General features: G+C 67.9%; 21 protein-coding genes. 13 read left to right on the forward strand and 8 right to left on the reverse strand.

Going from position 1 to position 23,205, the window contains the following annotated elements:
• Window positions 1-6 precede the first annotated feature (6 nt).
• From murD to KIT86_RS08685, 10 genes are all read left to right on the forward strand, one after another.
• Complete coding sequence (murD, locus tag KIT86_RS08640) at window positions 7-1,824, forward strand: UDP-N-acetylmuramoyl-L-alanine--D-glutamate ligase (RefSeq protein WP_297397285.1); 1,818 nt, start codon at window positions 7-9, stop codon at window positions 1,822-1,824.
• A gap of 80 nt (window positions 1,825-1,904) precedes the next feature.
• Window positions 1,905-3,158 carry a putative lipid II flippase FtsW gene (gene ftsW, locus KIT86_RS08645; RefSeq protein ID WP_297397326.1) on the forward strand — a complete coding sequence of 418 codons (1,254 nt, stop codon included), beginning with the start codon at window positions 1,905-1,907 and terminating at the stop codon, window positions 3,156-3,158.
• Window positions 3,159-3,178: 20 nt separating this feature from the next.
• Window positions 3,179-4,231 (forward strand): undecaprenyldiphospho-muramoylpentapeptide beta-N-acetylglucosaminyltransferase, encoded by a 1,053-nt coding sequence (gene murG, locus KIT86_RS08650; protein ID WP_297397328.1) that lies wholly within the window; start codon window positions 3,179-3,181, stop codon window positions 4,229-4,231.
• Window positions 4,228-5,637 carry a UDP-N-acetylmuramate--L-alanine ligase gene (murC, locus tag KIT86_RS08655; RefSeq protein WP_297397287.1) on the forward strand — a complete coding sequence of 470 codons (1,410 nt, stop codon included), beginning with the start codon at window positions 4,228-4,230 and terminating at the stop codon, window positions 5,635-5,637. The genes murG and murC overlap by 4 nt, the downstream gene beginning before the upstream one ends.
• Window positions 5,634-6,599, forward strand: a complete 966-nt coding sequence (locus KIT86_RS08660) for a D-alanine--D-alanine ligase (RefSeq protein ID WP_297397289.1) — start codon at window positions 5,634-5,636, stop codon at window positions 6,597-6,599. Before murC ends, KIT86_RS08660 begins: the two co-directional genes overlap by 4 nt.
• Window positions 6,600-6,615: 16 nt before the next feature.
• Window positions 6,616-7,410, forward strand: coding sequence for a cell division protein FtsQ/DivIB (locus tag KIT86_RS08665; RefSeq protein ID WP_297397291.1), 795 nt, complete (start codon window positions 6,616-6,618; stop codon window positions 7,408-7,410).
• 13 nt (window positions 7,411-7,423) lie between these two features.
• Window positions 7,424-8,653, forward strand: a complete 1,230-nt coding sequence (gene ftsA / locus KIT86_RS08670; protein WP_297397293.1) for a cell division protein FtsA — start codon at window positions 7,424-7,426, stop codon at window positions 8,651-8,653.
• A gap of 168 nt (window positions 8,654-8,821) precedes the next feature.
• The gene (gene ftsZ, locus KIT86_RS08675) at window positions 8,822-10,030 is read left to right on the forward strand and encodes a cell division protein FtsZ (RefSeq protein WP_297397295.1); all 1,209 of its coding nucleotides are present in this window, start codon (window positions 8,822-8,824) and stop codon (window positions 10,028-10,030) included.
• Between the two features lie 189 nt (window positions 10,031-10,219).
• Window positions 10,220-11,143 (forward strand): UDP-3-O-acyl-N-acetylglucosamine deacetylase, encoded by a 924-nt coding sequence (gene lpxC, locus KIT86_RS08680; protein WP_297397297.1) that lies wholly within the window; start codon window positions 10,220-10,222, stop codon window positions 11,141-11,143.
• A gap of 21 nt (window positions 11,144-11,164) precedes the next feature.
• Complete coding sequence (locus KIT86_RS08685; RefSeq protein ID WP_297397299.1) at window positions 11,165-11,341, forward strand: hypothetical protein; 177 nt, start codon at window positions 11,165-11,167, stop codon at window positions 11,339-11,341.
• Between the two features lie 13 nt (window positions 11,342-11,354).
• Here the strand turns inward: KIT86_RS08685 and KIT86_RS08690 are convergent, their stop codons facing one another.
• Genes KIT86_RS08690 through KIT86_RS08725 form a run of 8 tightly spaced genes read right to left on the reverse strand, consistent with a single transcriptional unit; the run spans window position 11,355 to window position 19,529 of the window.
• Window positions 11,355-12,926: a PAS domain-containing protein gene (locus tag KIT86_RS08690; RefSeq protein WP_297397301.1), complete on the reverse strand. Its 1,572-nt coding sequence runs from the start codon at window positions 12,924-12,926 to the stop codon at window positions 11,355-11,357.
• A 5-nt stretch (window positions 12,927-12,931) separates the two neighbouring features.
• A complete protein-coding gene (gene ruvC / locus KIT86_RS08695) occupies window positions 12,932-13,480 on the reverse strand; it encodes a crossover junction endodeoxyribonuclease RuvC (protein WP_297397303.1) in 549 nt (182 codons plus the stop codon).
• 11 nt (window positions 13,481-13,491) lie between these two features.
• Window positions 13,492-14,484 (reverse strand): phosphatidate cytidylyltransferase, encoded by a 993-nt coding sequence (locus KIT86_RS08700; protein ID WP_297397305.1) that lies wholly within the window; start codon window positions 14,482-14,484, stop codon window positions 13,492-13,494.
• Between the two features lie 4 nt (window positions 14,485-14,488).
• Window positions 14,489-15,106 (reverse strand): lysophospholipid acyltransferase family protein, encoded by a 618-nt coding sequence (locus KIT86_RS08705; protein WP_297397307.1) that lies wholly within the window; start codon window positions 15,104-15,106, stop codon window positions 14,489-14,491.
• Between the two features lie 52 nt (window positions 15,107-15,158).
• Window positions 15,159-15,905, reverse strand: a complete 747-nt coding sequence (gene mtgA, locus KIT86_RS08710) for a monofunctional biosynthetic peptidoglycan transglycosylase (protein WP_297397309.1) — start codon at window positions 15,903-15,905, stop codon at window positions 15,159-15,161.
• 8 nt (window positions 15,906-15,913) lie between these two features.
• Window positions 15,914-16,783: an energy transducer TonB gene (locus KIT86_RS08715; RefSeq protein ID WP_297397311.1), complete on the reverse strand. Its 870-nt coding sequence runs from the start codon at window positions 16,781-16,783 to the stop codon at window positions 15,914-15,916.
• 34 nt (window positions 16,784-16,817) lie between these two features.
• Window positions 16,818-18,893 (reverse strand): ribonuclease catalytic domain-containing protein, encoded by a 2,076-nt coding sequence (locus KIT86_RS08720; RefSeq protein WP_297397313.1) that lies wholly within the window; start codon window positions 18,891-18,893, stop codon window positions 16,818-16,820.
• A 24-nt stretch (window positions 18,894-18,917) separates the two neighbouring features.
• On the reverse strand, window positions 18,918-19,529 hold the full coding sequence (locus KIT86_RS08725) for a YqiA/YcfP family alpha/beta fold hydrolase (protein ID WP_297397315.1): 612 nt from the start codon (window positions 19,527-19,529) through the stop codon (window positions 18,918-18,920).
• A 25-nt stretch (window positions 19,530-19,554) separates the two neighbouring features.
• On the opposite strand from KIT86_RS08725, the gene rodA reads away from it, so the two are divergent.
• The 3 genes from rodA to KIT86_RS08740 all read left to right on the forward strand — a co-directional run.
• Window positions 19,555-20,712 (forward strand): rod shape-determining protein RodA, encoded by a 1,158-nt coding sequence (rodA, locus tag KIT86_RS08730; RefSeq protein ID WP_297397317.1) that lies wholly within the window; start codon window positions 19,555-19,557, stop codon window positions 20,710-20,712.
• 64 nt (window positions 20,713-20,776) lie between these two features.
• A complete protein-coding gene (tldD, locus tag KIT86_RS08735; RefSeq protein ID WP_297397319.1) occupies window positions 20,777-22,237 on the forward strand; it encodes a metalloprotease TldD in 1,461 nt (486 codons plus the stop codon).
• A 205-nt stretch (window positions 22,238-22,442) separates the two neighbouring features.
• Window positions 22,443-23,205, forward strand: a 763-nt coding sequence (locus KIT86_RS08740; protein WP_297397321.1) for a 3-deoxy-7-phosphoheptulonate synthase, incomplete at its 3' end; no start/stop codon positions are given.

Consider the following 23,205-nt stretch of genomic DNA (forward strand, 5'->3'; position numbering starts at 1 on the left):
ACTGGCATGAACGGCACGTCCGTCCTCATCCTCGGTCTGGGCGCCTCCGGCCTGGCCATGGCGCGCTGGTGCGCCCGCCAGGGCGCTCGCGTGACCGTGGCCGACACGCGCGAGACGCCGCCTCAGCTGGCGGTGCTGCGCGCCGAGTGCCCTGAAGCCGGCTTCGTGGCCGGGCCGTTCGACGACGCGCTGTTGGCGCGCGCCGAGTGGAGCCTGATCGCGCGCAGCCCGGGCCTGGCGCCCGAGCTGCTGCAAGGCGTGTTCGGCTGGGCGAGAGAGCGCAACGTGGCCGTGGTCGGCGAACTCGACCTGTTTGCCCGCGCCCTGCGCGAGCTGTCGCAGCGCGCGCGCCTGCCCTACAAACCCAAGGTGCTGGCCATCACCGGCACCAACGGCAAGACCACCGTGACCTCGCTCACCGGCTTGCTGTTGCAGCGCGCCGGCCTGAACGTGGCCGTGGCTGGCAACATCGGCCCGGCGCTGCTGGACGTGCTGTCCGCCGCGCTCGACGCCGAGGCGGTGGCGCAGGCTGCCGACGATGAACGCGCGGCGGCCGAAGCCGCCCAGGCCCAGGCCGAGGCCCAGGCGGCCAGCGCAGCCCAGGTTCCCGCTGCCGTGGCCGACGAGACACCCGGGAACGAGGGCGACGGTGAGGCCGTCTCGATGGCTGAGGAAGCTCCAGAGACCGAGGAGGTCGAAGTGTCCGCCAGCGATGAAGGCGAGGACGAAGGGCCGACGCAGCTCGTACCGCCTCCGGTGGAACCACCGCAACCGGCCCACCTGCCGCAGGCCTGGGTGCTCGAACTCTCCAGCTTCCAGCTCGACGGCACCGCTGGCGGCGACTGGGACAGCGTTCCCACGGCCGCCACGGTGCTCAACCTCACCGAGGACCACCTGGACTGGCACGGCAGCATGGCCGCCTATGCCCAGGCCAAGCAGGCGGTGTTCGGCGCGCAGGCCCTGATGCTGCTCAACCGCGATGACCCGCTGGTGATGGGCATGCAGCCCGGCCTGGTGACCGTGAAGGTGGGCAACCGCAACCGCCAGCAAAGCGCGCGCCCCTGGGCCAGCTTCGGCCTGGACGCGCCCACCCGCGCGGGCGACTGGGGCATCGAGTCGGTCAATGGCATGGCCTGGCTGGTGCGCGCCCTGGCGCTGGACGAAACGCGCAAGCGCGGCCGTGGCGCCGACGAGGACGAAGAGATCTATTTCCAGCGCCTCATGCCGGTGGACGCGCTGCGCATCCGCGGCCGCCACAACGCCGCCAACGCCCTGGCCGCGCTGGCCCTGACCACCTCCACAGGCGCCGCGCTCGGCCCCATGCTGCACGGCCTGCGCGAGTACCGCGGCGAGCCGCACCGCGTGGAGCCGGTGGCCATCCTCGACGAGGTCGAGTACTTCGACGACAGCAAGGGCACCAACGTGGGCGCGACGCTGGCCGCCGTGCGCGGCCTGGGCGTGGACCGCCGGTTGGTCGTCATCCTGGGCGGCGATGGCAAGGGGCAGGACTTCATGCCGCTGGCCGAGCCGTTGGCCCGCTTCGCCCGCGCCGTGGTCTACATCGGCCGCGATGCCGGCCGCATCCGCGAGGCCGTGGGCGCTGCTTTGCAGGAAGCCGGCGTGGCGCAACTCGATGCCACCACGCTGCCCGACGCCGTCGCGCTTTGCGCGCAGCAAGCCCGTGCGGGCGACGCCGTGCTGATGTCGCCGGCCTGCGCCAGTCTGGACATGTTCGACAACTACATGCACCGCGCCCGCGTGTTCGTGGACGCCGTGAACGCCCTGGCCGCCGAGCAGGGCCTGAGCCTGGAGGGTGGGCTGTGAAGAAGAAGAAGAAAACCGCCGCCGCCCAAGCCAACCGTGCGCCATGGGGCGTGCGCGTGCGCGCGGCCCTGGCCGGCCTGATGCCGCGATTTGCGGGGCGCGACCTCGCGGGCGCGCTTGCCGGGGGCTCCTCGCGCGACGACCTGCCGGTGCGCCTGTCCAACCGCACCTACGCCGGCACGCGCAACGTGGCGGTGCGCGAGCTCGGCTTTGACCAACCCCTGCTGTGGGTGGTGGTGGCGCTGCTCGCCTGGGGCCTGGTGATGGTGTATTCCGCCTCCATCGCACTGCCCGACAACCCGCGCTTCCAGAACTACGCCCACACGCACTTCGTGCTGCGGCACGGCATCTCGATGGTCATCGGCGTGATCGCGGCCATGGTGGCTTTCCAGTTCCCGCTGCGATCCTGGGAGAAGATGGCGCCGTGGCTGTTCGCGGTGGCGCTGGTGCTGCTCGCGCTGGTGCTGCTTCCTTTCATCGGCCGGGGCGTGAACGGCGCGCGGCGCTGGATCTCGCTGGGCATCATGAACTTCCAGCCCTCCGAGCTGGCCAAGCTCGCCGTGCTGCTCTACGCCGCCAGCTACATGGTGCGCAAGATGGAGGTCAAGGAGCGCTTCTTCCAGGCCGTGGCGCCGATGGCGGTGGCCGTGGGCGTGGTCGGCATGCTGCTGCTGGCCGAGCCCGACATGGGCGCCTTCATGGTGATCGTGGTGATCGCCATGGGCATCCTGTTTCTGGGCGGCGTGAACGCGCGCATGTTCTTCCTGATGGCACTGGTGGTGGTGGGCGCGTTCGCGCTCATGGTCATGACCAGCGAGTTCCGCCGCCAGCGCGTCTTCGCTTATCTCGACCCCTGGAGCGTGGAACACGCGCTGGGCAAGGGCTACCAGCTCTCGCACTCGCTGATTGCCTTCGGCCGTGGCGAGATCTTCGGCGTCGGGCTGGGCGGCAGCGTGGAGAAGCTGCACTGGCTGCCCGAGGCGCATACCGACTTCCTGCTCGCCGTGATTGGCGAGGAGTTCGGTCTGCTCGGCGTGGTGGTGCTGATCGCCCTGTTCCTCTGGCTCACGCGCCGCATCATGCACATCGGCCGCCAGGCCATCGCCCTGGACCAGGTCTTCGCCGGCCTCGTGGCGCAGGGCGTGGGCCTGTGGATGGGTTTCCAGGCCTTCATCAACATTGGCGTGAACCTGGGCGCGCTGCCCACCAAGGGGCTGACGCTGCCGCTGATGAGTTACGGCGGTTCGGCCATCCTGCTGAACCTGGTGGCCATCGCGCTCGTGCTGCGGGTGGACTACGAAAACCGCCAGATGATGAAGGGAGGTCGTTCGTGACGGCTCCCTGCGCGCTCATCATGGCCGGTGGCACCGGCGGCCACATCTTCCCCGGCCTGGCCGTGGCCGAGGCCCTGCGCGAGCGTGGCTGGCGCGTGCACTGGCTGGGTGCGCCCGGCAGCATGGAGAGCCGGCTCGTGCCGCCGCGCGGGTTCGCGCTGGAGACCATCGACTTCGGCGGCGTGCGCGGCAAAGGGCTGGTCACGGTTGCGCTGCTGCCGCTGCGCCTGCTGCGCGCCTTCTGGCAATCGCTGCAAGTGGTGCGCCGCGTCAAGCCCGACGTGGTCGTGGGCCTGGGCGGCTACATCAGCTTCCCCGGCGGCATGATGGGTGTGCTCGCCGGCAAGCCGCTGGTGCTGCACGAGCAGAACTCGGTGGCTGGCATGGCCAACCGCGTGCTGGCTGGTGTGGCCGACCGCGTGTTCACCGCCTTCCCCAACGTGTTCAAGAAAGCCGAATGGGTGGGCAACCCCCTGCGCGTGCCTTTCCTGCGCCAGGCCGCCCCGGCCGAGCGATTCGCTGGCCGAAGCGGCCCGCTGCGCCTGCTGGTGGTGGGGGGCAGCCTGGGCGCGAAGGCGCTCAATGACGTGGTGCCGCAGGCGCTGGCACTGCTGCCCAAAGTGCAGCAGCCGCAAGTCACGCACCAGAGCGGCGAGAAACAGATCGATGCGCTGCGGGCCAACTACATCGCCGCAGGCATCCAGGCCGAACTCACGCCTTTCATCGACGACACCGCGCAAGCTTTCGCCGACGCCGACCTCATCGTCTGCCGAAGCGGCGCCAGCACCGTGACCGAGATCGCCGCCGTTGGCGCGGCTGCGCTGTTCGTGCCTTTTCCCTCGGCGGTGGACGACCACCAGACCACCAACGCGCGGTTCCTGGTGGATGCCGGTGCCGCCTGGCTGGTGCCCCAGGCCGAACTCACGCCCCAGCGGCTCGCGCAGACCCTGCAGACGGTGCAGCGCGAGCAACTGCTGGCCATGGCCACCCAGGCCAAGCAAATGCAAAAGACCGAAGCCGTGGCGGCGGTGGTGTCCGCCTGCGAGCAACTCGCGAAAGTTCCGAATCCATGAAGCACGCCATCCGTCACATCCATTTCGTCGGCATCGGTGGCGCCGGCATGAGCGGCATCGCCGAGGTGCTGCTCAACCAGGGCTACCGCATTTCCGGCAGCGACCTGGGCGAGAGCACCGTCACGCGCCGGCTGGTGGCGCTGGGGGCCCAGGTGTTCGTGGGCCACGACGCCGCACACATCGAAGGCGCCGACGCCATCGTCACCTCGACCGCGGTGAAGGAAGACAACCCCGAAGTGGTGGCAGCGCACGCGAAACTCGTGCCGGTGGTGCCGCGCGCGGTGATGCTGGCCGAGCTCATGCGCATGAAGAAGGGCGTGGCCATTGCCGGCACGCACGGCAAGACCACCACCACCAGCCTGGTGGCCAGCGTGCTGGCCGCCGCCCAGCTGGACCCGACCTTCGTCATCGGAGGGCGCCTCAACAGTGCGGGGGCCAACGCCCAGCTGGGGTCGGGCGAGTACATCGTGGTCGAGGCCGACGAGTCCGATGCGTCGTTCCTCAACCTGCTGCCGGTGCTCTCGGTCGTGACCAACATCGACGCCGACCACATGGACACCTACGGCCACGATTTCGGCAAGCTCAAGTCCGCCTTCGTGGACTTCCTGCACAAGATGCCGTTCTATGGCGCGGCCGTGGTGTGTGTGGACGACGCGGCGATCCGGGAGATCCTGCCGCAGATCGCGCGGCCCATCACCAGCTATGGCTTCTCGGAAGACGCGCAGGTGCGCGCCGTCAACGTGCGCGCGGTGGACACGCAGATGCACTTCACCGTGCAGCGCCGCAACGGCGTGGAGCTGCCCGATCTGGAGGTGGTGCTCAACCTGCCCGGCCATCACAACGTGCTCAACGCCCTGGCCGCCATCGGCATCGCGGTGGAGCTGGGCGTGCCTGACGAGGCCGTGCAACAGGCGCTGGCCGAGTTCAAGGGCGTGGGCCGGCGTTTTCAGCGCTATGGCGAGGCCGCGCTGCCCTCGGGCGGCACCTGCACGGTGGTGGATGACTACGGGCATCACCCGGTGGAAATGGCCGCCACGCTGTCGGCGGCGCGCGGTGCCTACCCGGGCCGCCGTCTGGTGCTGGCCTTCCAGCCGCACCGCTACACCCGCACGCGCGACTGCTTCGAGGACTTCGTGAAGGTCATCGGCCAGGCCGATGCCGTGCTGCTCGCCGAGGTGTACGCAGCCGGCGAAGCCCCCATCGTCGCGGCCGATGGCCGCTCGCTGGCGCGCGCCCTGCGCGTGGCCGGCAAGCTCGAGCCCGTTTTCGTGGACGACATCGCCGCCATGCCCCAGGCCGTGCTCGACAACGCGCGCGATGGCGATGTGGTGCTCTGCATGGGCGCGGGCACCGTGGGCGCGGTGGCCGGTCGCGTGATCGAGCTGGCGCAGGAAGCAAGCGCATGAAACAGGAGAATGCAATGACGGTGGATGCCAGGTCACTCGGCAAGGTGGCCGTGCTGATGGGCGGACGTTCGGCCGAACGCGAGGTGTCGCTCATGTCGGGCAACGGCGTGCTGGCCGCGCTGAAGTCGAAAGGCGTCGATGCCCATGCCTTCGACCCGGCCGAGCGCGAGATGGGCGAGCTCAAGCGCGAGGGATTCCAGCGCTGCTTCATTGCGCTGCACGGTCGCTTCGGTGAAGACGGCACGGTGCAGGGCGCCCTGGAGCTGCTGGGCATCCCCTACACCGGCCCCGGCGTGATGGCTTCCAGCGTCGCCATGGACAAGCTCATGACCAAGCGCATCTGGATCGCCGAAGGCCTGGCCACGCCGGCCTGGCGCCAGGTGCGCAGCGCCGAGGAAACCCTGGCCGCGTTCAAGGCGCTGGGCTCGCCCATGATCGTCAAACCCGTGCGCGAAGGCTCCACCATCGGCCTGACCAAGGTGACCAGCGAGGCGCAGTGCGCCGCCGCCTACGAACTCGCCGCCCGGCTCGATCCGCAGGTGATGTGCGAGCAGTTCATCGCGGGCGACGAAGTGACCTGTCCGGTGCTGGGCACCGGCGCCCAGGCGAGGGCCCTGCCGGTGATCCGCATCGTCGCGCCCGAAGGCAACTACGACTACCAGAACAAGTATTTCACCGACGACACGAAGTACCTCGTGCCATGCGGCCTGCCCGAAGGCGAAGAGGCCGCCATCCAGGCGCTGGTGCTCAAGGCCTACCTCACGCTGGACTGCCGCGGCTGGTCGCGCGCCGACGTGATGATCGACGCCAAGACGCGCAAGCCCTGGCTGCTGGAGATCAACACCTCGCCCGGCATGACCGGCCACTCCCTGGTGCCGATGTCGGCCAAGGCGGCCGGCCTGTCCTACGAAGACCTGTGCGTGCGGCTGCTGGCCACCGCCTCGCTGGATCACGCGGCCTGAGCCGCTGAACACCGCCATGCCCAGCACCGAACTGCCCCTGGATGTCAAGCTCATGACCGTGGTCACGCACGTCCTGATCGCGGTGTTCGCCGTGCTGAGCCTGGGGCTGTTCACCACCTGGCTGGTGCGCCACCCGATCTGGACGGTCAAGGCGATCGCCGTGCACGGTGACGTGGCGCACCAGAACGCCGTGACCTTCCGCGCCCAGCTTTCGTCGCAGATGAAGACCCGCCTGAACGCCAGCTTCCTCACCGTGGACCTGCAGCAAGTGCGCCAGCTCTTCGAGTCGGTGCCCTGGGTGCGCAAGGCGGTGGTGCAGCGCGAGTTCCCCAACCGCTTGCGCGTGACGCTGGAAGAACACCAGGCCGTGGCCTGGTGGGGTGAGGCGGGCTCGGGCCAGCTGGTCAACCGGCTGGGCGAGGTGTTCGATGCGAGCCCGGACGACGGCGATGGCCTGCCGGAGCTGGCCGGCCCGGTCGAGAAGTCGGGTCAGGTGTGGTCCCTCTATCAGCTGCTGCAGGCCGAGCTGGGCCGCCTCGACCTGGGGCTGGAGCGGCTTGAGCTCACCGAGCGGGGCACCTGGCGCGCCAAGCTCGACAGCGGTGCCCAGGTGGAGCTGGGCCGAGGCACGCCCGACGAACTGCTGGCGCGCACCCGCCGCTTCACCGGCACGCTGGCGCAACTCACCGAACGCTATGCGGGCGCGGTTCAGTCCGTGGACCTGCGCTACCCCAACGGCTACGCGTTGCGCCTGCGCGGCGTGACCACCGTGACCGACACGCCTGCTGGCGGATCTCAAAACCGAAGGTAATCAAGAAGCAATCATGGCCAAGGAATACAAGGATTTGGTGGTCGGACTCGACATCGGCACCGCCAAGATCATGGTGGTGGTCGCCGAGGTCCAGCCCAACGGCGAACTCAAGCTCGCGGGCCTGGGCGTGTCGGCCAGCCACGGCTTGAAACGCGGCGTGGTCGTGAACATCGACGCCACGGTGCAGAGCATCCAGCAGGCGCTGAAGGAGGCCGAGCTGATGGCCGACTGCCGCATCGCGCGCGTCTACACCGGCATCACCGGCAGCCACATTCGCGGCATCAACTCCAGCGGCATGGTGGCCATCAAGGACCGCGAGGTCAGCGCCACCGACGTGGCGCGCGTGATCGAGACCGCCAAGGCCATCAACATCTCGACCGACCAGCGCCTGTTGCTGGTGGAGCCCCAGGAGTTCGTGATCGACGGCCAGGAGGTGAAGGAGCCGATCGGCATGAGTGGCATCCGCCTGGAGGCCAAGGTGCACATCGTCACCGGAGCGCAGAGCGCGGCGGAAAACATCATCAAATGCGTGCGGCGCTGCGGACTGGAAGTGGACCAGCTCATGCTCAACCCGCTGGCGTCCAGCCAGGCGATCCTGACCGATGACGAGAAGGAACTTGGCGTGGCGCTGGTCGACATCGGGGCGGGCACGACCGACGTGGCGATCTTCTCCGGTGGTGCGATCCGCCACACGGCGGTGATTCCCATCGCGGGCGACCTGATCACCAGCGATATCGCCATGGCCCTGCGCACGCCGACCAAGGACGCCGAGGACATCAAGGTCGAGAGCGGCTGCGCGAAGCAGCTGCTGGCCGATCCGGACACCCAGGTGGAAGTGCCCGGCCTGGGTGATCGCGGCCCGCGCATGCTCAGCCGCCAGGCGCTCGCCGGCGTGATCGAGCCGCGCGTGGAGGAGATCTTCTCGCTGGTGCAGCAGGTGCTGCGCGATTCCGGCCACGAGGAAATGCTGTCCTCTGGCATCGTGCTCACCGGTGGCAGCGCGGTGATGCCGGGCATGGTCGAACTTGGCGAGGACATCTTCCTCAAACCCGTGCGCCGGGGCATTCCGAACTACACCAGCGCCCTGTCCGACATGGTCGCGCAGACGCGCGCGGCCACCGTGATGGGGTTGCTCGAAGAAGCCCGCCTGGCGCGCGTGCGCGGACACAAGGTGGCGCAGAAGGCCGGCTCGATGCAGGGCGCGGTCGAGCGGGTCAAGAGCTGGTTTCTGGGGACGTTCTGATGAGACACGCTCGCCACGCCCAGTGCGTTCCCCCAGGCCGATGTCGACGACGAAGAGGCCGGTGTGCCGAACACACCGGACCCCCCGGATGACCCGATCCTTCACCCCCAAGAACTTCTCGCATACCGCCGACACCAAGGCAACAGACACAGTACAAGGAGCATCGCAATGAGCATCGAAATGATCGAAGTTGAAGAATTCAACCAGGGCACCCAGATCAAGGTCATCGGCGTGGGCGGCGGCGGCGGCAACGCGGTCGAGCACATGATCTCGCGCAGCGTGCAGGGCGTGGAGTTCATCTGCGCCAACACCGATGCACAGTCCCTCTCGCGCAGCGCTGCGCACAAGACCATCCAGCTTGGCACCAGCGGCCTGGGCGCAGGCAGCAAGCCCGAAAAGGGTCGTGACGCGGCCGAAGTCGCGGTGGACGACATCCGCGAGGCGATCGCCGGGGCGCACATGCTGTTCATCACCGCCGGCATGGGCGGTGGCACCGGCACCGGCGCGGCCCCCGTGATCGCCCGCGTGGCCAAGGAAATGGGCATCCTCACCGTCGGCGTCGTGACCAAGCCCTTCGACTGGGAAGGTGGCCGTCGCATGACCAACGCCGACAGCGGCCTGGCCGAGCTCGAGGCCAATGTGGATTCGCTGATCGTGGTGCTGAACGAAAAGCTGCTGGAAGTGCTGGGCGACGACGTCACGCAGGACGAGGCCTTTGCCCACGCCAACGACGTGCTCAAGAACGCCGTCGGCGGCATCGCCGAAATCATCAACGAGTACGGCAACGTCAACGTGGACTTCGAGGACGTGCGCACCGTGATGGGCGAGCCCGGCAAGGCCATGATGGGCACGGCCGTGGCCGCCGGCCCGGACCGCGCGCGCATCGCCGCCGAGCAGGCCGTGGCCTGCCCGCTGCTGGAAGGCATCGACCTGTCGGGCGCCAAGGGCGTGCTGGTGCTGGTCACGGCCGCCAAGGGTTCGCTCAAGCTGTCGGAGTCCAAGCTGGCGATGAACACGATCCGCGCCTACGCCTCGCCGGAAGCGCATGTCATCTATGGCGCCGCTTACGACGACAACCTGGGCGACGAGATGCGCGTGACGGTGGTGGCCACGGGCCTGTCGCGCCAGGGCGCGCGCCGCACGGCGCCTCCGCTGCAGGTGCTGCGCACCGGCACCGACAACGTGCCGTTCAATGTGCCGACCGTGAACGCCGCCGTGGGTGGCCCGGGCGCCGCGCAGCCGGACTACAACTCCATGGCAGTGCCCAGTGTCTGGCGCACCAACCGCACGCAGGCCGCGGCCAAGGTGGACGCGCTGGCTTCCGGTGGCATGGACGACTTCGAGATTCCTGCCTTCCTGCGCAAGCAGGCGGACTGAGTCTCCCGCCGGGGTTCGCTGGCCTGCACATCGCGGGCGGGTGGACCCCGGGCGCCCGGCTGCGGGCGACATGGGCCGGAGCCGGCCGACCCGCTCGCCGATGACCTTCTCTGCCGGAGAAAACCGGGCCTATCAAGGCCATCAGCTTTCTAAACCATGTTCTGGCGCCCGGAAAACTACAATTCGAAGATGCTCGCCCAACGCACGCTCAAATCCCTGACCAAGGCCGTCGGTGTCGGCCTGCACAGCGGTCAGCGGGTGGAACTGACGCTGCGGCCGGCCGCGCCCGACACCGGCATCGTGTTCCGTCGGGTGGACCTGTCTGCGCCGGTGGACATTGCGGTCAATGCCATGTCGGTGACCGACACCCGCCTGGCCTCCACCATCTCCAACGGCGGCGTCAAGGTGCACACCATCGAGCACCTCATGAGCGCCTGTGCGGGCCTGGGCCTGGACAACCTCTTCGTCGACATCACTGCCGAAGAAGTGCCCATTCTGGACGGTTCTTCGGCCTCTTTCGTCTACCTGCTGCAAAGCGCCGGCATCGTGATGCAGAACGCGCCCAAGCGCTTCATCCGCGTCACCAAGCCGGTGGAGGTGCGCGAAGGCGAGGGTCGCACGCTCAAGTGGGCGCGGCTCGACCCCTTCCACGGCTACAAGCTCGCTTTCGAGATCGAGTTCAACCACCCTGCCGTGAACTCCACCGGTCAGCGCGTGGAGTTCGACTTTGGCAGTGGTCAGTACGCGCGTGAGATCGCCCGTGCGCGCACCTTCGGCTTCACGCGCGACGTGGAAATGATGCGCTCCAACGGCCTGGCCATGGGCGGTGGCCTGGACAACGCCATCGTGATGGACGACGTCAAGGTGCTCAACGCCGATGGCCTGCGCTACCAGGACGAGTTCGTCAAGCACAAGATTCTCGACGCCATGGGCGATCTGTACATCGTGGGCAAGCCGCTGCTGGCCGCCTACAGCGCCTTTCGCAGCGGCCATGCAATGAACAACCAGCTGCTGCGTGCCCTGCTGGATCGGCCCGATGCCTACGAGATCGTGAGCTTCGACCACGAGCGCGAAGCCCCACGCGGCTTCGCCCAGCTGGCCCCGGCCTGGTAAGCCACGCCGCCACTGCCTCCCATGCTGCTGTTCCGCTGGACCGTGATGTTGCTGCTGCTGGCAGCCGGCGTGTGTTTCGCTTTCTACATCGGCACGGGCCAGGCGCGCTATCGCAGCTGGGGCATCGTGATCCTGAAGTGGACCGTCATCGCGGCACTGGGTTTCTTTGGCGTGCTTGTGCTGGAACGCCTGCTCTAGGCAAGACCTTCGCTCAGCGCGACGGCGGCTCCGACACGGGCCGCACAAAGGCGCTGAAGAGCTGCAGCTCGCTGGTGTGGATCAGGCCGATCTTCATCTCCACCTCCATCTCGCGACCTTGCCGGTCCACCACCGTGCGCCGCAGCAAACGGCCCGTGAAGGGGGCTCGACCGGTGGTGTGGAAATGCGCCAGGGCTTTCACGAAGGCGATGTGGTATCGCTCGGGAAGGATGGTGTCGGCCAGCGATTCACCCCGCACCTCGGCGCGCTTCCAGCCGAACAGCTCTTCGGCCGCGGCGTTCCAGTCGGTGATGCAGCCGTCGAAATCGATGCCGATGAAGGCCTCCTGCGCGCTGTCGATCACGGTCTGCACCCGCTCTTCGTTGGCGCGCAGGTCGTCGACGGTTTCGCGCAGTTCGGCCGTGCGCTCGCTCACGCGCCGCTCCAGCGCGGCATGGTTCTGGCGCAGCTCGGCCTCGTTGGCCTGCAGGCCTTTCACCAGGGAGTTGAAGGCATTGCCCAGCGTCGCGACCTCCCGGTAAGCCGCTGTGGTGGGGGCTTTCACGGCGTATCCCGCCTCGATGCCGCGCGCCACGTCGGTCAGGTCAAGCAGGGGGCGCGTGATCAGGCGCGCCACCAGCCAGCCCAGCAGGGAAAACACCAGCGCCGCCGCCAGGCCGCCAAGCAGCATGCGCCGGTGCAACTGGTTGACCGGGGCATAGGCGTCGTCCAGGGTCTGCCGCACCAGCACGCGCCAGCCCAGGCCGCCGTAGGTGTCGAAGCCGTTGTCGCGGCTGTAGCCCACGAGGTAGCGGCGGCCATCGGGCCAGGTTTCCGTCGCATGACCCGATTCGCCGCGCCCTGCCGCTGCCACGCTCGGCAACGTCAGCGCGGCGCCCTGCAGGTCCTTGGGTCCAAGCAGCACCACGCCCGAGGCCGAGACGATCAGCAGGTCGACGATGCGGTGGCGGTTCACGGGGGTGAAGATCGCGTCCTGGACTTCGCTGGCCCAGTTCCACGACAGGTGCACCCCCAGCACGCCGGTGGTCAGTCCGCTGGCATCCGTCAGCGGGAAGGCGATGTCGACGAAGCGCTGGGGCTCGCTGCCCGGTGTGGCCAGCAACTGGGCGAGCAGCATGGCGTCGTGCACGTCGCCCATCGGGTGGCCGTCCATCGCGTTGCGAAACCAGGGCCGTGCGGACACATCCGTGCCTTCCAGCATGCTGCGCGTGGCGGTGCGCACCACCCCCGCGGCGTCGGTCACGCCGATCCACGCGTAGTAGGGGTAGCTCTTCTGCAGCGCCTCGATCTCCTGGCGGATGGTGCCGACATCGGCGGCGCCACCGAGGCGCTGGGCGATCAGGCGCACCTCGCGGTAGCGTTCGAACATGGAGCGGTCCAGCCGGCTCGCGGTCTGCTGCGCCAGCTCGGTCAGGTTGGCGCCGATGGCTTCGCGCACCTGGTGGCTCGCGACGCGGTCGCTGAACAGCGTCAGGCTTAGGGTCAGCCACAGCGACAGCACGGTGAAGGCCACGGCGAGCCAGGCGCCCAGGCTGAATCGGCGCAAAGGCGACGAACTTTCCATGCCCATCAATACACCCGCCCGGCTTTGTACGTGGCGTGGGTGCGCGCCTGTTGCGGCGAGACTTTGTTGATTGCCGCCAGGGTGCGGCTGACCTGGGCGTGGGTGATGGCCAGGCCGAGCGCATCGGCCGCGTCTTTGCCGGGCAGGCCGGGCAGGCGCAGCAGGCGCTTGACCATCTCCTGCATCTGGGGTTTGCCAGCCCGGCCATTGCCGGCCACGGCTTTTTTCAGCTGAAGCGCGGTGTATTCGGCCACGTCCAGCTTGTTGGCCACCAGGGCGGTGAGGCAGGCGCCACGTGCCTGGCCCAGCAAGAGCGTGGCCTGGGGGTTGACGTTGACGAACACGATTTCGCAGACCGACACCTGGGGCTGGTAGCGAGCCACCACCTCGGTGATGCCGTCGAACAGGATCTTGAGCCGCTCGGGCAGCAGCGCGCCGTCCTTCGGGCTGGTCTGGATGGTGCCGCTGGCCACGTAGTGCAGGGCGGCGCCTTCGGTGTCGATCACGCCGAAGCCGGTGCACTGCAGGCCGGGGTCGATGCCGAGGATTCGCATGGGGGAAGGTCTCAAAGATCGAAGGTCCAGCGCACGGAATGGAAGAACACAGGCGCGGCGAAACACAGAGCGTCCACGCGGTCGAGCAGGCCGCTTGCCCCGGTGACCGAACGGCCTGCGAGGCCCCAGTGGGTGACGCCGCGGTCGCGCTTGATGGCCTTCATCACGAGGTGGCCAAAGCTGCCGGCCACGCAGGCCACGAGGGCCATGGCCAGGGCCGGCAGCGGTTTGAACGGCGTGAAGCCGGAGAGCGCCGCGCCCAGCAGACCGCCTGCGGCCAGGCCGAGCGCCCAGCTGCGCCAGTGGAAGCTGCCGCTGATGGCCGGCGCCACCGGCCGGCGAAGGCCGCGGGCGGCCAGGTGCTGCACCAGCATGCAGGTCTGCACCACCAGCACCAGAAAGAACACCAGGAACGCCGTCTTGCCGGCGAAGCCGGGAAAGTTGAGCAGCAGCAGGGCCGGCACGTGGCTCATGCCATAGACGCACACCATGATGCCCCACTGCAGCTTGGCGTTGCGCTCCAGGAAACGCTGCGGGTCGTTGCCCAGGGCGCTAGCCACCGGGATGGCGAGGAACACATAGACCGGGATGAACACGGTGAACAGGTTGAAGCGCTCGGTCCACACCAGCGCGTACTGCAGTGGCAGCACGACGAAGAAGGCCAGCACCAGGCTGCGGTGGTCGCCGCGGCGGGTGGGCGAGAGGCTGATGAACTCGCGCAGGATGAAGAACGAGACCAGGCCGAACAGCACGATGGCGAAGCCCTCGCCCATCACCCAGCCGACCCAGAACACCAGCATCATCATCCAGGAGCTGCGCAACAGCGCCTGGTTGTCCTGCAGGCGCAGGGCGCGTTCGCCGGTGGCGTCGTCGTCGCCCGAGCGGCGCTCGCGCAGCGACAGCAGCACGCCCACGCCGCTGGCGATCAGCAGCAGGCCGAACAGCACCACGAACACGAGGCTGACCTGCTGGTCTGCGGTGAGGCTTCGGAGGAAGGAGGTCATGCGATCAGACGTCCCGAAGGGCCATGACGGCCTCGCGGGCCCGTTTCAGGAAGTCGGCGCGAGGTTCCTCGGCGCCCAGCACCAGTGGCTCGCCAAACGTGACCGAGCACAACACCGGCACCGGAACCACTTCGCCTTTGGGGATCACGCGCTGCACGTTGTGGATCCAGGCCGGCACCAGCACCACGCCAGGAAACCGCAGCGCCAGGTTGTACAGGCCCGACTTGAAGGGCTGCGGGTCTTCTTCATGGCCGCGCGTGCCCTCGGGAAAGAGGATCAGCGAGTCGCCGCTCTCCAGTGCCTGGATCAGCGGCGCGAGCGGGTCTTCGTCGCCCTTGCGTTCGCGCTCGACGTAGACGGCGTTGAACACCTCGGTGGTGATCCAGCGCTTGAAGTTCGATGCGGTCCAGTAGTCCTTGGCCGCGATGGGACGCGTGATGCTGCGCAGCTCCTTTGGCAGGGCGGCCCAGATCAGCACGAGGTCGGCATGGCTCTGGTGGTTGGCGAAATAAATGCGCTGCTCGGCCTTGGGCGGGCAACCATGCCAGCGCGCCTGCGCGCCGGTCAGCAGGCGCACCAGGCCGAGCAGGAACAGGCTCATGAGGCTGGCGGAGAGTTTCATCGGGGGGACTGCGCGCGAGGCGGCATGCCTGGAAGAGCCGCGGGGCGGGCGTTCATGGGATGCCCACGGCGCCCATGCGGGCCACGATGGTGCCGGTGCGGCGCGCAAGGTAGGCAGAACCCTGCCGCGTCTCGAAGAACTTGGGCGATGGCAGCATCACCGCCAGGCGCGCCGCCTCGTGCGGGCTGAGTTTGCTGGCCGGCTTGTTGAAGTAGCGCTGAGACGCGGCCTCGGCGCCGAAGACGCCTTCGCCCCATTCCACGCTATTGAGGTAGATCTCCAGAATGCGGCGCTTGTCGAGCAGGGCCTCGAGCATCAGCGTGAGCACCAGCTCCTGGCCCTTGCGCAGCAGCTGGCGCTCGCCGGAGAGCAGCAGGTTCTTGGCGAGTTGCTGGGTGATGGTGGAACCGCCCACGACCTTGGGTTCGCGCACAGCCTGGGCGGGCTGGCGAGCCGCGCGTTTTTCGGCTTGCTGCTGGCGGCGCTCGTTCTTCTGCCACGCGCCTTCGATCGCACCCCAGTCCACGCCGCGGTGATCGGTGAAGCCGGCGTCTTCCGAAGCGATCACTGCGCGCTTGAGGTGCGGACTGATCTGCTCATCGGGTACCCAGCGGTGCGCCCAGCGCCAGTCCTTGTCGCCGTGCACGCTGGCGCCTGCGATGCGCCAGGCCTCGGATCGCATGAAGGCGGTGCTGGTGGGGTCGACCGCGACCATGAGCGCGATGCGCGCCAGGAAGAACAGCTGCAGGGCCAGGCCAGCCAGGAGCAGCCACAACAACCAGCGTCCAAGGGACCTCATGCGTGGACCTATTGCCCCGAGAGCTGGGTCTGCAGCGTCTCGTCGCGCGTGAAGCGAAAGCGCGAGACGACCACGATCTGGTCGGCCTGGCGGCGCATGGCTTCGTTGAAGCGACCGAACGAGAGGCTGCGCACGATGGCCTGCGCGCGGCGGTCAAGCTGGCTGATGCCCGAGGGCTGCACCACCTCGGTGTCGAGCACCGCGCCGGTGTGGTTGACCGTGATGGTCATGGTGAGTTCGCCGTACAGCTTGCGGCCACCGACCTCGGGGAAGTTGGTGGTGCCCCGGTCCTCGATCTTGCGGCGCAACTCGTCGTAGTAGATGGCGTAGACCGCTTCGCGTGTGGCCGGGCTGATATAGCGCTTCTTGGGCCGCGCGTTCTCTTCGTTGATGCGCTTTTCGATCTCGGCCAGGATCTTCACCAGCGCGCGGCGCTTCTGCTCGCGTTCGGACGAGGCCTGGCTGGGGTTGACCGACTCCGGGTCGGGTGGTGGCATTTTGGCGAGTTCGCGGCGCACCTGGGCGAGCAGGCGGTTCTGCTGCTCGCGCAGCATCTCGATGGTGCGCTCGTCTTCCTCATGGGCGTCGCCGATGCGCGCCACGGTGGCCGATGGCAGGGGAGAGGTCGCGCGGCCGCGTTCGGCCTCGCCACCGCCGGCCAGCGAGGTCTGGGCGATGGCCGCGGCCTTGTCGGGCCGCTCGTTGCCGCGCGCGTTGACGAGGATGACTTCCAGCGGCGTGTCCTGGAACACGCGGTTGAAGCGCTCGGGGTCCACGAAGCGCACCGTGAGCAGGGCCGCGTGCACGGCGACCGACACCCCCAGCGCGAGCTGCAGCGTGCTCAGCTTCTTGAAAAAGGACAGGGCGGACGGCTTCACGCGGGCATTATCCGTGTTGGGTGCGTCCTGGGCCTCAATCCCCTGCCGGGCCGGGCGTTTGGGGGGGCTGGGCGGCGCTTTCGCCCTCGGCCTCTTCGACGTCGATGGCCAAGGCCAGCGGCGCAGCCATGGCTTCTTCATCTTCGGCCTCGTCGCCCGCCGTCTCGCCCACGTTGTCCACCGGCAGGTCCAGCCGCTCGGTGACGGTGCCGTGGATGTCGAGCGTGATGTGGTCGATCTCGCCCAGCTTCACGCGCAGGTGCGCGCCGCGCGGCAGGCCGTCGGCACCCAGCACCGGCAGCACCAGAGGCAGGGTGTCGGCGCGCACCAGGTTGTCCTTGATGAGGGTGGCGGTGATCTCGGTGATGTCTTCCTGGCGCAGGTACTGCAGCGTCCAGTAGCGCTCCATGCCGTTCTGGAAACCGTTGTACGCGGTGTAGGCGGCGTCGAAAGCGCTGATGATGGAGAACAGGTTGGCATCCTTGGGCTTGAACGGCGCGGCCAGGGCCGCCGTCTTGCCATGGCGCGCGCAGGCAATGATCTGCCACTGGTTGACCAGGTCCACGTAGCGGCGCAGGGGTGAGGTGCTCCATGCGTAGCTCTTCACACCGATGCCCGCATGCGGCTGCGCCTTGGTGCCCATGCGCACCTTGACACCGGGTTGCAGGCTGGCCTGGCTGCGGTAGATGCCGGGCACGCCGCAGTCAGCCAGCCAGTTGCCCCAGGTGCTGTTGGCCAGGATCATCGCCTCGGCCACCATCAGGTCCAGCGGCGCACCGCGCTTGCGCGTGCCGATCACAACGCGCTCGTCGCCCTGCGGTTCATCGCCGCTCACGCCCTCGAGGCGGAAGGTGTAGTCCGGGCGGGTGAAGTTCTCGGGCTTGCCTCTGACCACCTCGCGCTGTGCCTTGAGGTGCAAGGCCAGGCGAAACAGGAAGGCGAGCGAGGGCTGCAGGGCCGCGATCTCGGCAGGCGCATCGGTCGCCGGGGCCTCGCCCGCAAGCCACGCCTCAGAGATCACCGTGTCGAGCTGGTCGTGGCGCAGGTTGAGCGCGATCGGCACGCGCTCCAGCGCGGTGCGGCTGCCGGTGATGGCCAGGGTGGCCTCGTCGAAGCTGACGTAGAGGGACACGGCGGGGCAGTCGCGCCCGGCCATGAGCGTGTAGGCCTGCACCACCTCGTCGGGCAGCATGGTGAGCTTGTGGCCGGGCATGTAGACGGTGGACAGGCGGGTGCGCGCCACCTGGTCGATCGGTCCTTCCGGCGCCACAGCCAGGCCGGGCGCCGCGATGTGAATGCCCAGCGTGACGCTGCCGCTGCCCAGGCCTTGCAGCGAAAGCGCGTCGTCGATCTCGGTGGTCTGCGAGTCGTCGATGGAGAAGGCCTGCACCGGCGCCAGGGGCAGCTCTTCAGCGATGACCGGGGCCTGCAGTGGGGGGAAGCCTGTGCCCTTGGGGAACTGGTCGAACAGGAAGCGCTGCCAGTGGAACTGGTAGGCACTGCTGATGGCGCCTGCGTTCTGCAACAGCGTCAGCGGCGCAGTGTGGCTGGTGCGCGCGGCCTCCACCACGGCCTTGTACTCGGGGGCGTTCTTGTCCGGCCGGAAAAGCAGCTTGTACAGCTGCTGGCGCACCGGCGCCGGGCAACTGCCGCTGGCGAGCTCGGCGGCCCAGGCTTCGATCTGCGCTTGCACCTGCTTCTTCTTTTCGATCGCCGCCAGGGCCTGGGCAAGGATGTCGGCCGGCGCCTTCTTGTAGCGTCCTTTGCCCGCGCGGCGGAAGTAGTGGGGCGCGCCTTGCAGGCACAGGAGCGCGGCGACCTGTTCGGTGATGCCCGCCTTGTCGCTGAAGTACTCGTGCGCCAGGTCTGCGAAGCCGAATTCGTCCTCGGGCGCGAACTCGTAGGCCAGGTCCAGCTCCATGGTCTCGGCCAACGCTGTGGCCGTGGGCATCAGTTGGCCGGGGGTGGGCTTTTCAAAGCGCAGCAGGGCGTTGGCCGTCTTGACCTTGACGCGTTTGCCGGTTTCGAGCTCGACCTGGAGGGAGCTTTCGGCCTCGGACAGGAGGCGGCCGGTCAACAGCTTGCCGGCTTCATCAAACAGGATATGCATGGGCGCGATTGTCCCATGGGGCCGTTACAGGCCCAGGAATCGGAACAGGTCGTCGATATGGCCGTCGAAGTCGCTGATGGCGTGGTCACCACCCTCGAGCAGACGGGTCGTGCCGCCGGCGCAGAAGGCCTGCATTTCGCGCCAGTCCAATACCTCGTCGCCCTTGGCGACGATCGCGAACTGGCGTTCGGGCGTGGCGGGGTGCAAGGGGGCCAGGCGGGCGATGTCATCCTGCTGTTGCTGCAGTTCTCCCATGAAGGCCGGATCGACGACGAAACGCGCCTGCGGGTCGTGCCAGGCGGTCTGTGCCCCGATGTACTTCACCAGGTCGCGCGCGGGAAACACGGCCGGGTTGAGCAGCACCGTGCGGCGGCAACCGGTCTGCAGCGCCAGCCAGCGCGCGTAGAAGCCGCCCAGCGACGAGCCGACCACCCCCATGGTCGCGCGCGGCCAGTCCCGCACACCCCGCGCCACCTCTTCCATGGCCTCGCGCGGGGAGGGGGGCAATTGAGGGCACCACCAGACCACCTCCGGGTGCCGCGCCTGCATGCGCGCGGCGACCTTCTGGGCCTTCATCGATTGCGGCGATGAGCGAAAACCATGCAGGTACAACAGGTGGGTGGTGGGGGATGACATGGGCGAAGGATAATCGGGGTCCAACATGGCCGCCGTCTTCGACAAACCCACCCTGCTGCAGCGCATCGCCCCGATCTTCCAGGGCTTTGATGGCTGGCTGCTGTTTGCCATCCTGCTGATGGCCGGCGCCGGCCTGATCACCATGTACTCGGTGGGTTTCGATCACGGCACCCGGTTCGCGGCCCACAGCCGGAACATGCTGCTGGCGGTCGGGCTGATGTTCCTCGTGTCCCAGGTGCCGCCGCACCGCCTCATGACGCTGGCCGTGCCGCTGTACACCCTGGGTGTGATGCTGCTGCTGGGCGTGGAGCTGTTCGGCATCATGCGCAAGGGGTCCCAGCGCTGGCTGGACATCGGCGTGACCGTCATCCAGCCCAGCGAGCTCATGAAGATCGCCATGCCGCTGATGCTGGCGTGGTGGTTCCATCGCCGCGAAGGGCAGCTCAAGCCGCTGGATTTCGTGGCGGCCGGCATCCTGCTCGTCATTCCGGTGGCGCTCATCCTCAAGCAACCCGATCTGGGCACCTCGTTGCTGGTGATGTCGTCCGGTCTTGCCGTCATCTTCTTCGCCGGCCTGAGCTGGAAGCTGATCCTGCCGCCGGTGCTGCTGGGTGTGATCGGCGTGGTGACGCTGATCGCCATGGAACCGCAGATGTGCGCGCCAGGCGTGGACTGGCAGATCCTGCACGAGTACCAGCGCCAGCGCGTGTGCACGCTGCTCGATCCCTCGAAAGACCCGCTGGGCAAGGGCTTCCACATCATCCAGGGCATGATCGCCATCGGCTCGGGCGGCGTCTGGGGCAAGGGCTTCATGCAGGGCACGCAGACCCACCTGGAGTTCATTCCCGAGCGCACCACCGACTTCATCTTTGCCGCTTTTTCCGAGGAGTTCGGTCTCCTGGGCGTGCTGGGCCTCATGTGCGGTTTCATTTTCCTGATCGTGCGCGGCCTGCTCATCGCGGTGGAGGCGCCGACCCAGTTTTCCCGGCTGGTGGCGGCGGCGGTGACGCTCAACGTGTTCGTCTATGCCTTTGTCAACATGGGCATGGTCAGCGGCATCCTGCCCGTGGTGGGCGTGCCGCTGCCCTTCGTGAGCTATGGCGGCACCGCCATGGTGACGCTGGGCGTGGGCCTGGGCATCCTGATGTCCATCGCCAAGTCCAAGCGGCTGATGCAGAGCTGACAGCAGAGGCGGTGATTTAGACCCTGGGGCCCGTGTGTGGAGCCGGGGTTCTTACAATGGGCCAATGATTTCACGCGAACCCACCCTGGCCCGCCTGGCCACCGCCCAAAGCCTGTTGCTCGAACCGTTCGGCCTGAGCCCCACGCACCTGCAGCGCGCGCTCGGCGAGATCATGTCGCACGGCGTGGACGACGCCGACCTGTACTTCCAGACCACGCGCAGCGAAGGCTGGAGCCTGGAAGAGGGCATCGTCAAGACCGGCAGCTTCAGCATCGACCAGGGCGTTGGCGTGCGCGCCGTCAGCGGCGAAAAGACGGCATTCGCCTATTCCGATGACCTGTCCTGGGATTCGCTGATCGACGCCGCACACACGGTGCGCTCGATCTCGGCGCAGGGCCAGGGCCGCAAAGTGCGCGTGCCAGCGGTCAAGGTGCCCAAGTCGCGTTCGCTCTATCCCGGCGTAGACCCCATTGCCTCGCTCGACAGCACGGGCAAGGTGGCACTGCTGGAAAAAGTGGAGCGCATGGCCAAGGCCAAGGACCCGCGGGTGAAACAGGTCATGGCCGGCCTGGCAAGCGAGTACGACGTGGTGCTGGTGGCCCGTGCCGACGGCACCCTGGCCGCCGACGTGCGCCCGCTGATCCGTCTGTCCGTGACGGTGATCGCCGAGCAGTCGGGTCGGCGCGAGGCCGGTTCGTCCGGCGGTGGCGGCCGTTTCGGCCTGGCCTATTTCGACGACGCCATGGTGCAGTCCTACGTGGACGAGGCCGTGTCGTATGCCTTGACCAACCTCGACGCGCGGCCCGCGCCGGCCGGCGAGATGGTGGTGGTGCTTGGCTCGGGCTGGCCTGGCATCCTGTTGCACGAGGCGGTGGGCCACGGGCTGGAAGGCGATTTCAACCGCAAGGGCTCCAGCGCCTTTGCCGGCCGCATCGGCCAGCGTGTGGCCGCCAAGGGCGTGACCGTGCTCGACGACGGCACCATCGCCGACCGCCGGGGTTCGCTCAACGTGGACGACGAAGGCCACGCCTCGCAGCGCAACGTGCTGATCGAGGACGGCATCCTGCGTGGGTACATCCAGGACGCGATGAACGCGCGCCTCATGGGGGTGAAACCCACCGGCAACGGCCGGCGCGAGAGCTACGCCCACGTGCCGATGCCGCGCATGACCAACACCTACATGCTGGGCGGGGACAAGGCGCCGGAGGAGATCGTGGCCAGCATCAAGAAGGGCCTCTACGCCACCAACTTCGGCGGCGGTCAGGTGGACATCACCAGCGGCAAGTTCGTGTTCTCGGCCAGCCAGGCCTACTGGGTCGAGAACGGCCAGATCCAGTATCCGGTGAAGGGCGCCACGCTGGTGGGCAATGGCCCGGATGCGTTGACCCGCGTGAGCATGATCGGCAACGACATGAAGCTCGACAGCGGCGTGGGCACCTGCGGCAAGGAAGGCCAGAGCGTGCCCGTGGGCGTGGGCCAGCCGACGCTGCGCATCGATGGCCTGACGGTCGGCGGAACTGCCTGAAACGGCGCTGTGCTACATTTCCAACCCATGTCCTCGCGCTTCGCCTTTTTTGCTTTTTACTTTTGGTTCTCAGTCCCCGGCGGACGAGAGGCGAAGCTGTAAGCGCATCACCGAATCTCGACACAACCGCCGGAGCTCCAAGCCCGGCGGTTTTTTTTCGCCCTTTGAACCCCTTTTCGACTCAACCCCACTCAGGAGCCCCGTGATGACCGCCAAGAACGCCCCCGCCAGCACCGATGCGTGGCATGCCCGTCCTGTCGACAAAACCAGCCAGACCGACGACGAACGCATCAAGGACATCACCGTGTTGCCCCCACCCGAGCACCTCATCCGCTTCTTCCCCATCGGTGGTACGCCGGTGGAGGCGCTCATCAGCAAGACCCGCCAGCGCATTCACCGCATCCTGCACGGGCAGGACGACCGTCTGCTGGTGGTGATCGGGCCTTGCTCGATCCACGATCCGGTGGCAGCCGTTGACTACGCACGCCGCCTCAAGCCGCTGCGCGAGAAATACGCCGATACGCTGGAGGTCGTGATGCGGGTCTACTTCGAGAAGCCGCGCACCACGGTGGGCTGGAAGGGCCTGATCAACGACCCCTACCTCGATGAGAGCTATCGCATCGACGAAGGCCTGCGCATTGCGCGCCAGCTGTTGATCGAGATCAACCGCCTGGGCTTGCCGGCGGGCAGCGAGTTCCTCGACGTGATTTCGCCGCAGTACATCGGCGACCTGATCGCCTGGGGAGCGATCGGTGCGCGCACCACCGAGAGCCAGGTGCACCGCGAGCTGGCTTCGGGCCTGTCGGCACCGATCGGGTTCAAGAACGGCACCGACGGCAACATCAAGATTGCCACCGACGCGATCCAGGCGGCGGCGCGGCCGCACCATTTCCTGTCCGTCCACAAGAACGGCCAGGTGGCGATCGTCGAGACCCGCGGCAACAAGGACTGCCACGTGATCCTGCGCG

Source organism: Hydrogenophaga sp. (genome assembly GCF_026125825.1).
Taxonomy (GTDB): Bacteria; Pseudomonadota; Gammaproteobacteria; order Burkholderiales; family Burkholderiaceae_C; genus Hydrogenophaga.

Coding starts and splice junctions, on each gene's coding strand:
- murD (WP_297397285.1), top strand. CDS start 7: ATGAACGGCACGTCCGTCCTCATCCTCGGTCTGGGCGCCTCCGGCCTG.
- ftsW (WP_297397326.1), top strand. CDS start 1,905: ATGCCGCGATTTGCGGGGCGCGACCTCGCGGGCGCGCTTGCCGGGGGC.
- murG (WP_297397328.1), top strand. CDS start 3,179: ATGGCCGGTGGCACCGGCGGCCACATCTTCCCCGGCCTGGCCGTGGCC.
- murC (WP_297397287.1), top strand. CDS start 4,228: ATGAAGCACGCCATCCGTCACATCCATTTCGTCGGCATCGGTGGCGCC.
- KIT86_RS08660 (WP_297397289.1), top strand. CDS start 5,634: ATGAAACAGGAGAATGCAATGACGGTGGATGCCAGGTCACTCGGCAAG.
- KIT86_RS08665 (WP_297397291.1), top strand. CDS start 6,616: ATGCCCAGCACCGAACTGCCCCTGGATGTCAAGCTCATGACCGTGGTC.
- ftsA (WP_297397293.1), top strand. CDS start 7,424: ATGGCCAAGGAATACAAGGATTTGGTGGTCGGACTCGACATCGGCACC.
- ftsZ (WP_297397295.1), top strand. CDS start 8,822: ATGAGCATCGAAATGATCGAAGTTGAAGAATTCAACCAGGGCACCCAG.
- lpxC (WP_297397297.1), top strand. CDS start 10,220: ATGCTCGCCCAACGCACGCTCAAATCCCTGACCAAGGCCGTCGGTGTC.
- KIT86_RS08685 (WP_297397299.1), top strand. CDS start 11,165: ATGCTGCTGTTCCGCTGGACCGTGATGTTGCTGCTGCTGGCAGCCGGC.
- KIT86_RS08690 (WP_297397301.1), bottom strand. CDS start 12,926: ATGGAAAGTTCGTCGCCTTTGCGCCGATTCAGCCTGGGCGCCTGGCTC.
- ruvC (WP_297397303.1), bottom strand. CDS start 13,480: ATGCGAATCCTCGGCATCGACCCCGGCCTGCAGTGCACCGGCTTCGGC.
- KIT86_RS08700 (WP_297397305.1), bottom strand. CDS start 14,484: ATGACCTCCTTCCTCCGAAGCCTCACCGCAGACCAGCAGGTCAGCCTC.
- KIT86_RS08705 (WP_297397307.1), bottom strand. CDS start 15,106: ATGAAACTCTCCGCCAGCCTCATGAGCCTGTTCCTGCTCGGCCTGGTG.
- mtgA (WP_297397309.1), bottom strand. CDS start 15,905: ATGAGGTCCCTTGGACGCTGGTTGTTGTGGCTGCTCCTGGCTGGCCTG.
- KIT86_RS08720 (WP_297397313.1), bottom strand. CDS start 18,893: ATGCATATCCTGTTTGATGAAGCCGGCAAGCTGTTGACCGGCCGCCTC.
- KIT86_RS08725 (WP_297397315.1), bottom strand. CDS start 19,529: ATGTCATCCCCCACCACCCACCTGTTGTACCTGCATGGTTTTCGCTCA.
- rodA (WP_297397317.1), top strand. CDS start 19,555: ATGGCCGCCGTCTTCGACAAACCCACCCTGCTGCAGCGCATCGCCCCG.
- tldD (WP_297397319.1), top strand. CDS start 20,777: ATGATTTCACGCGAACCCACCCTGGCCCGCCTGGCCACCGCCCAAAGC.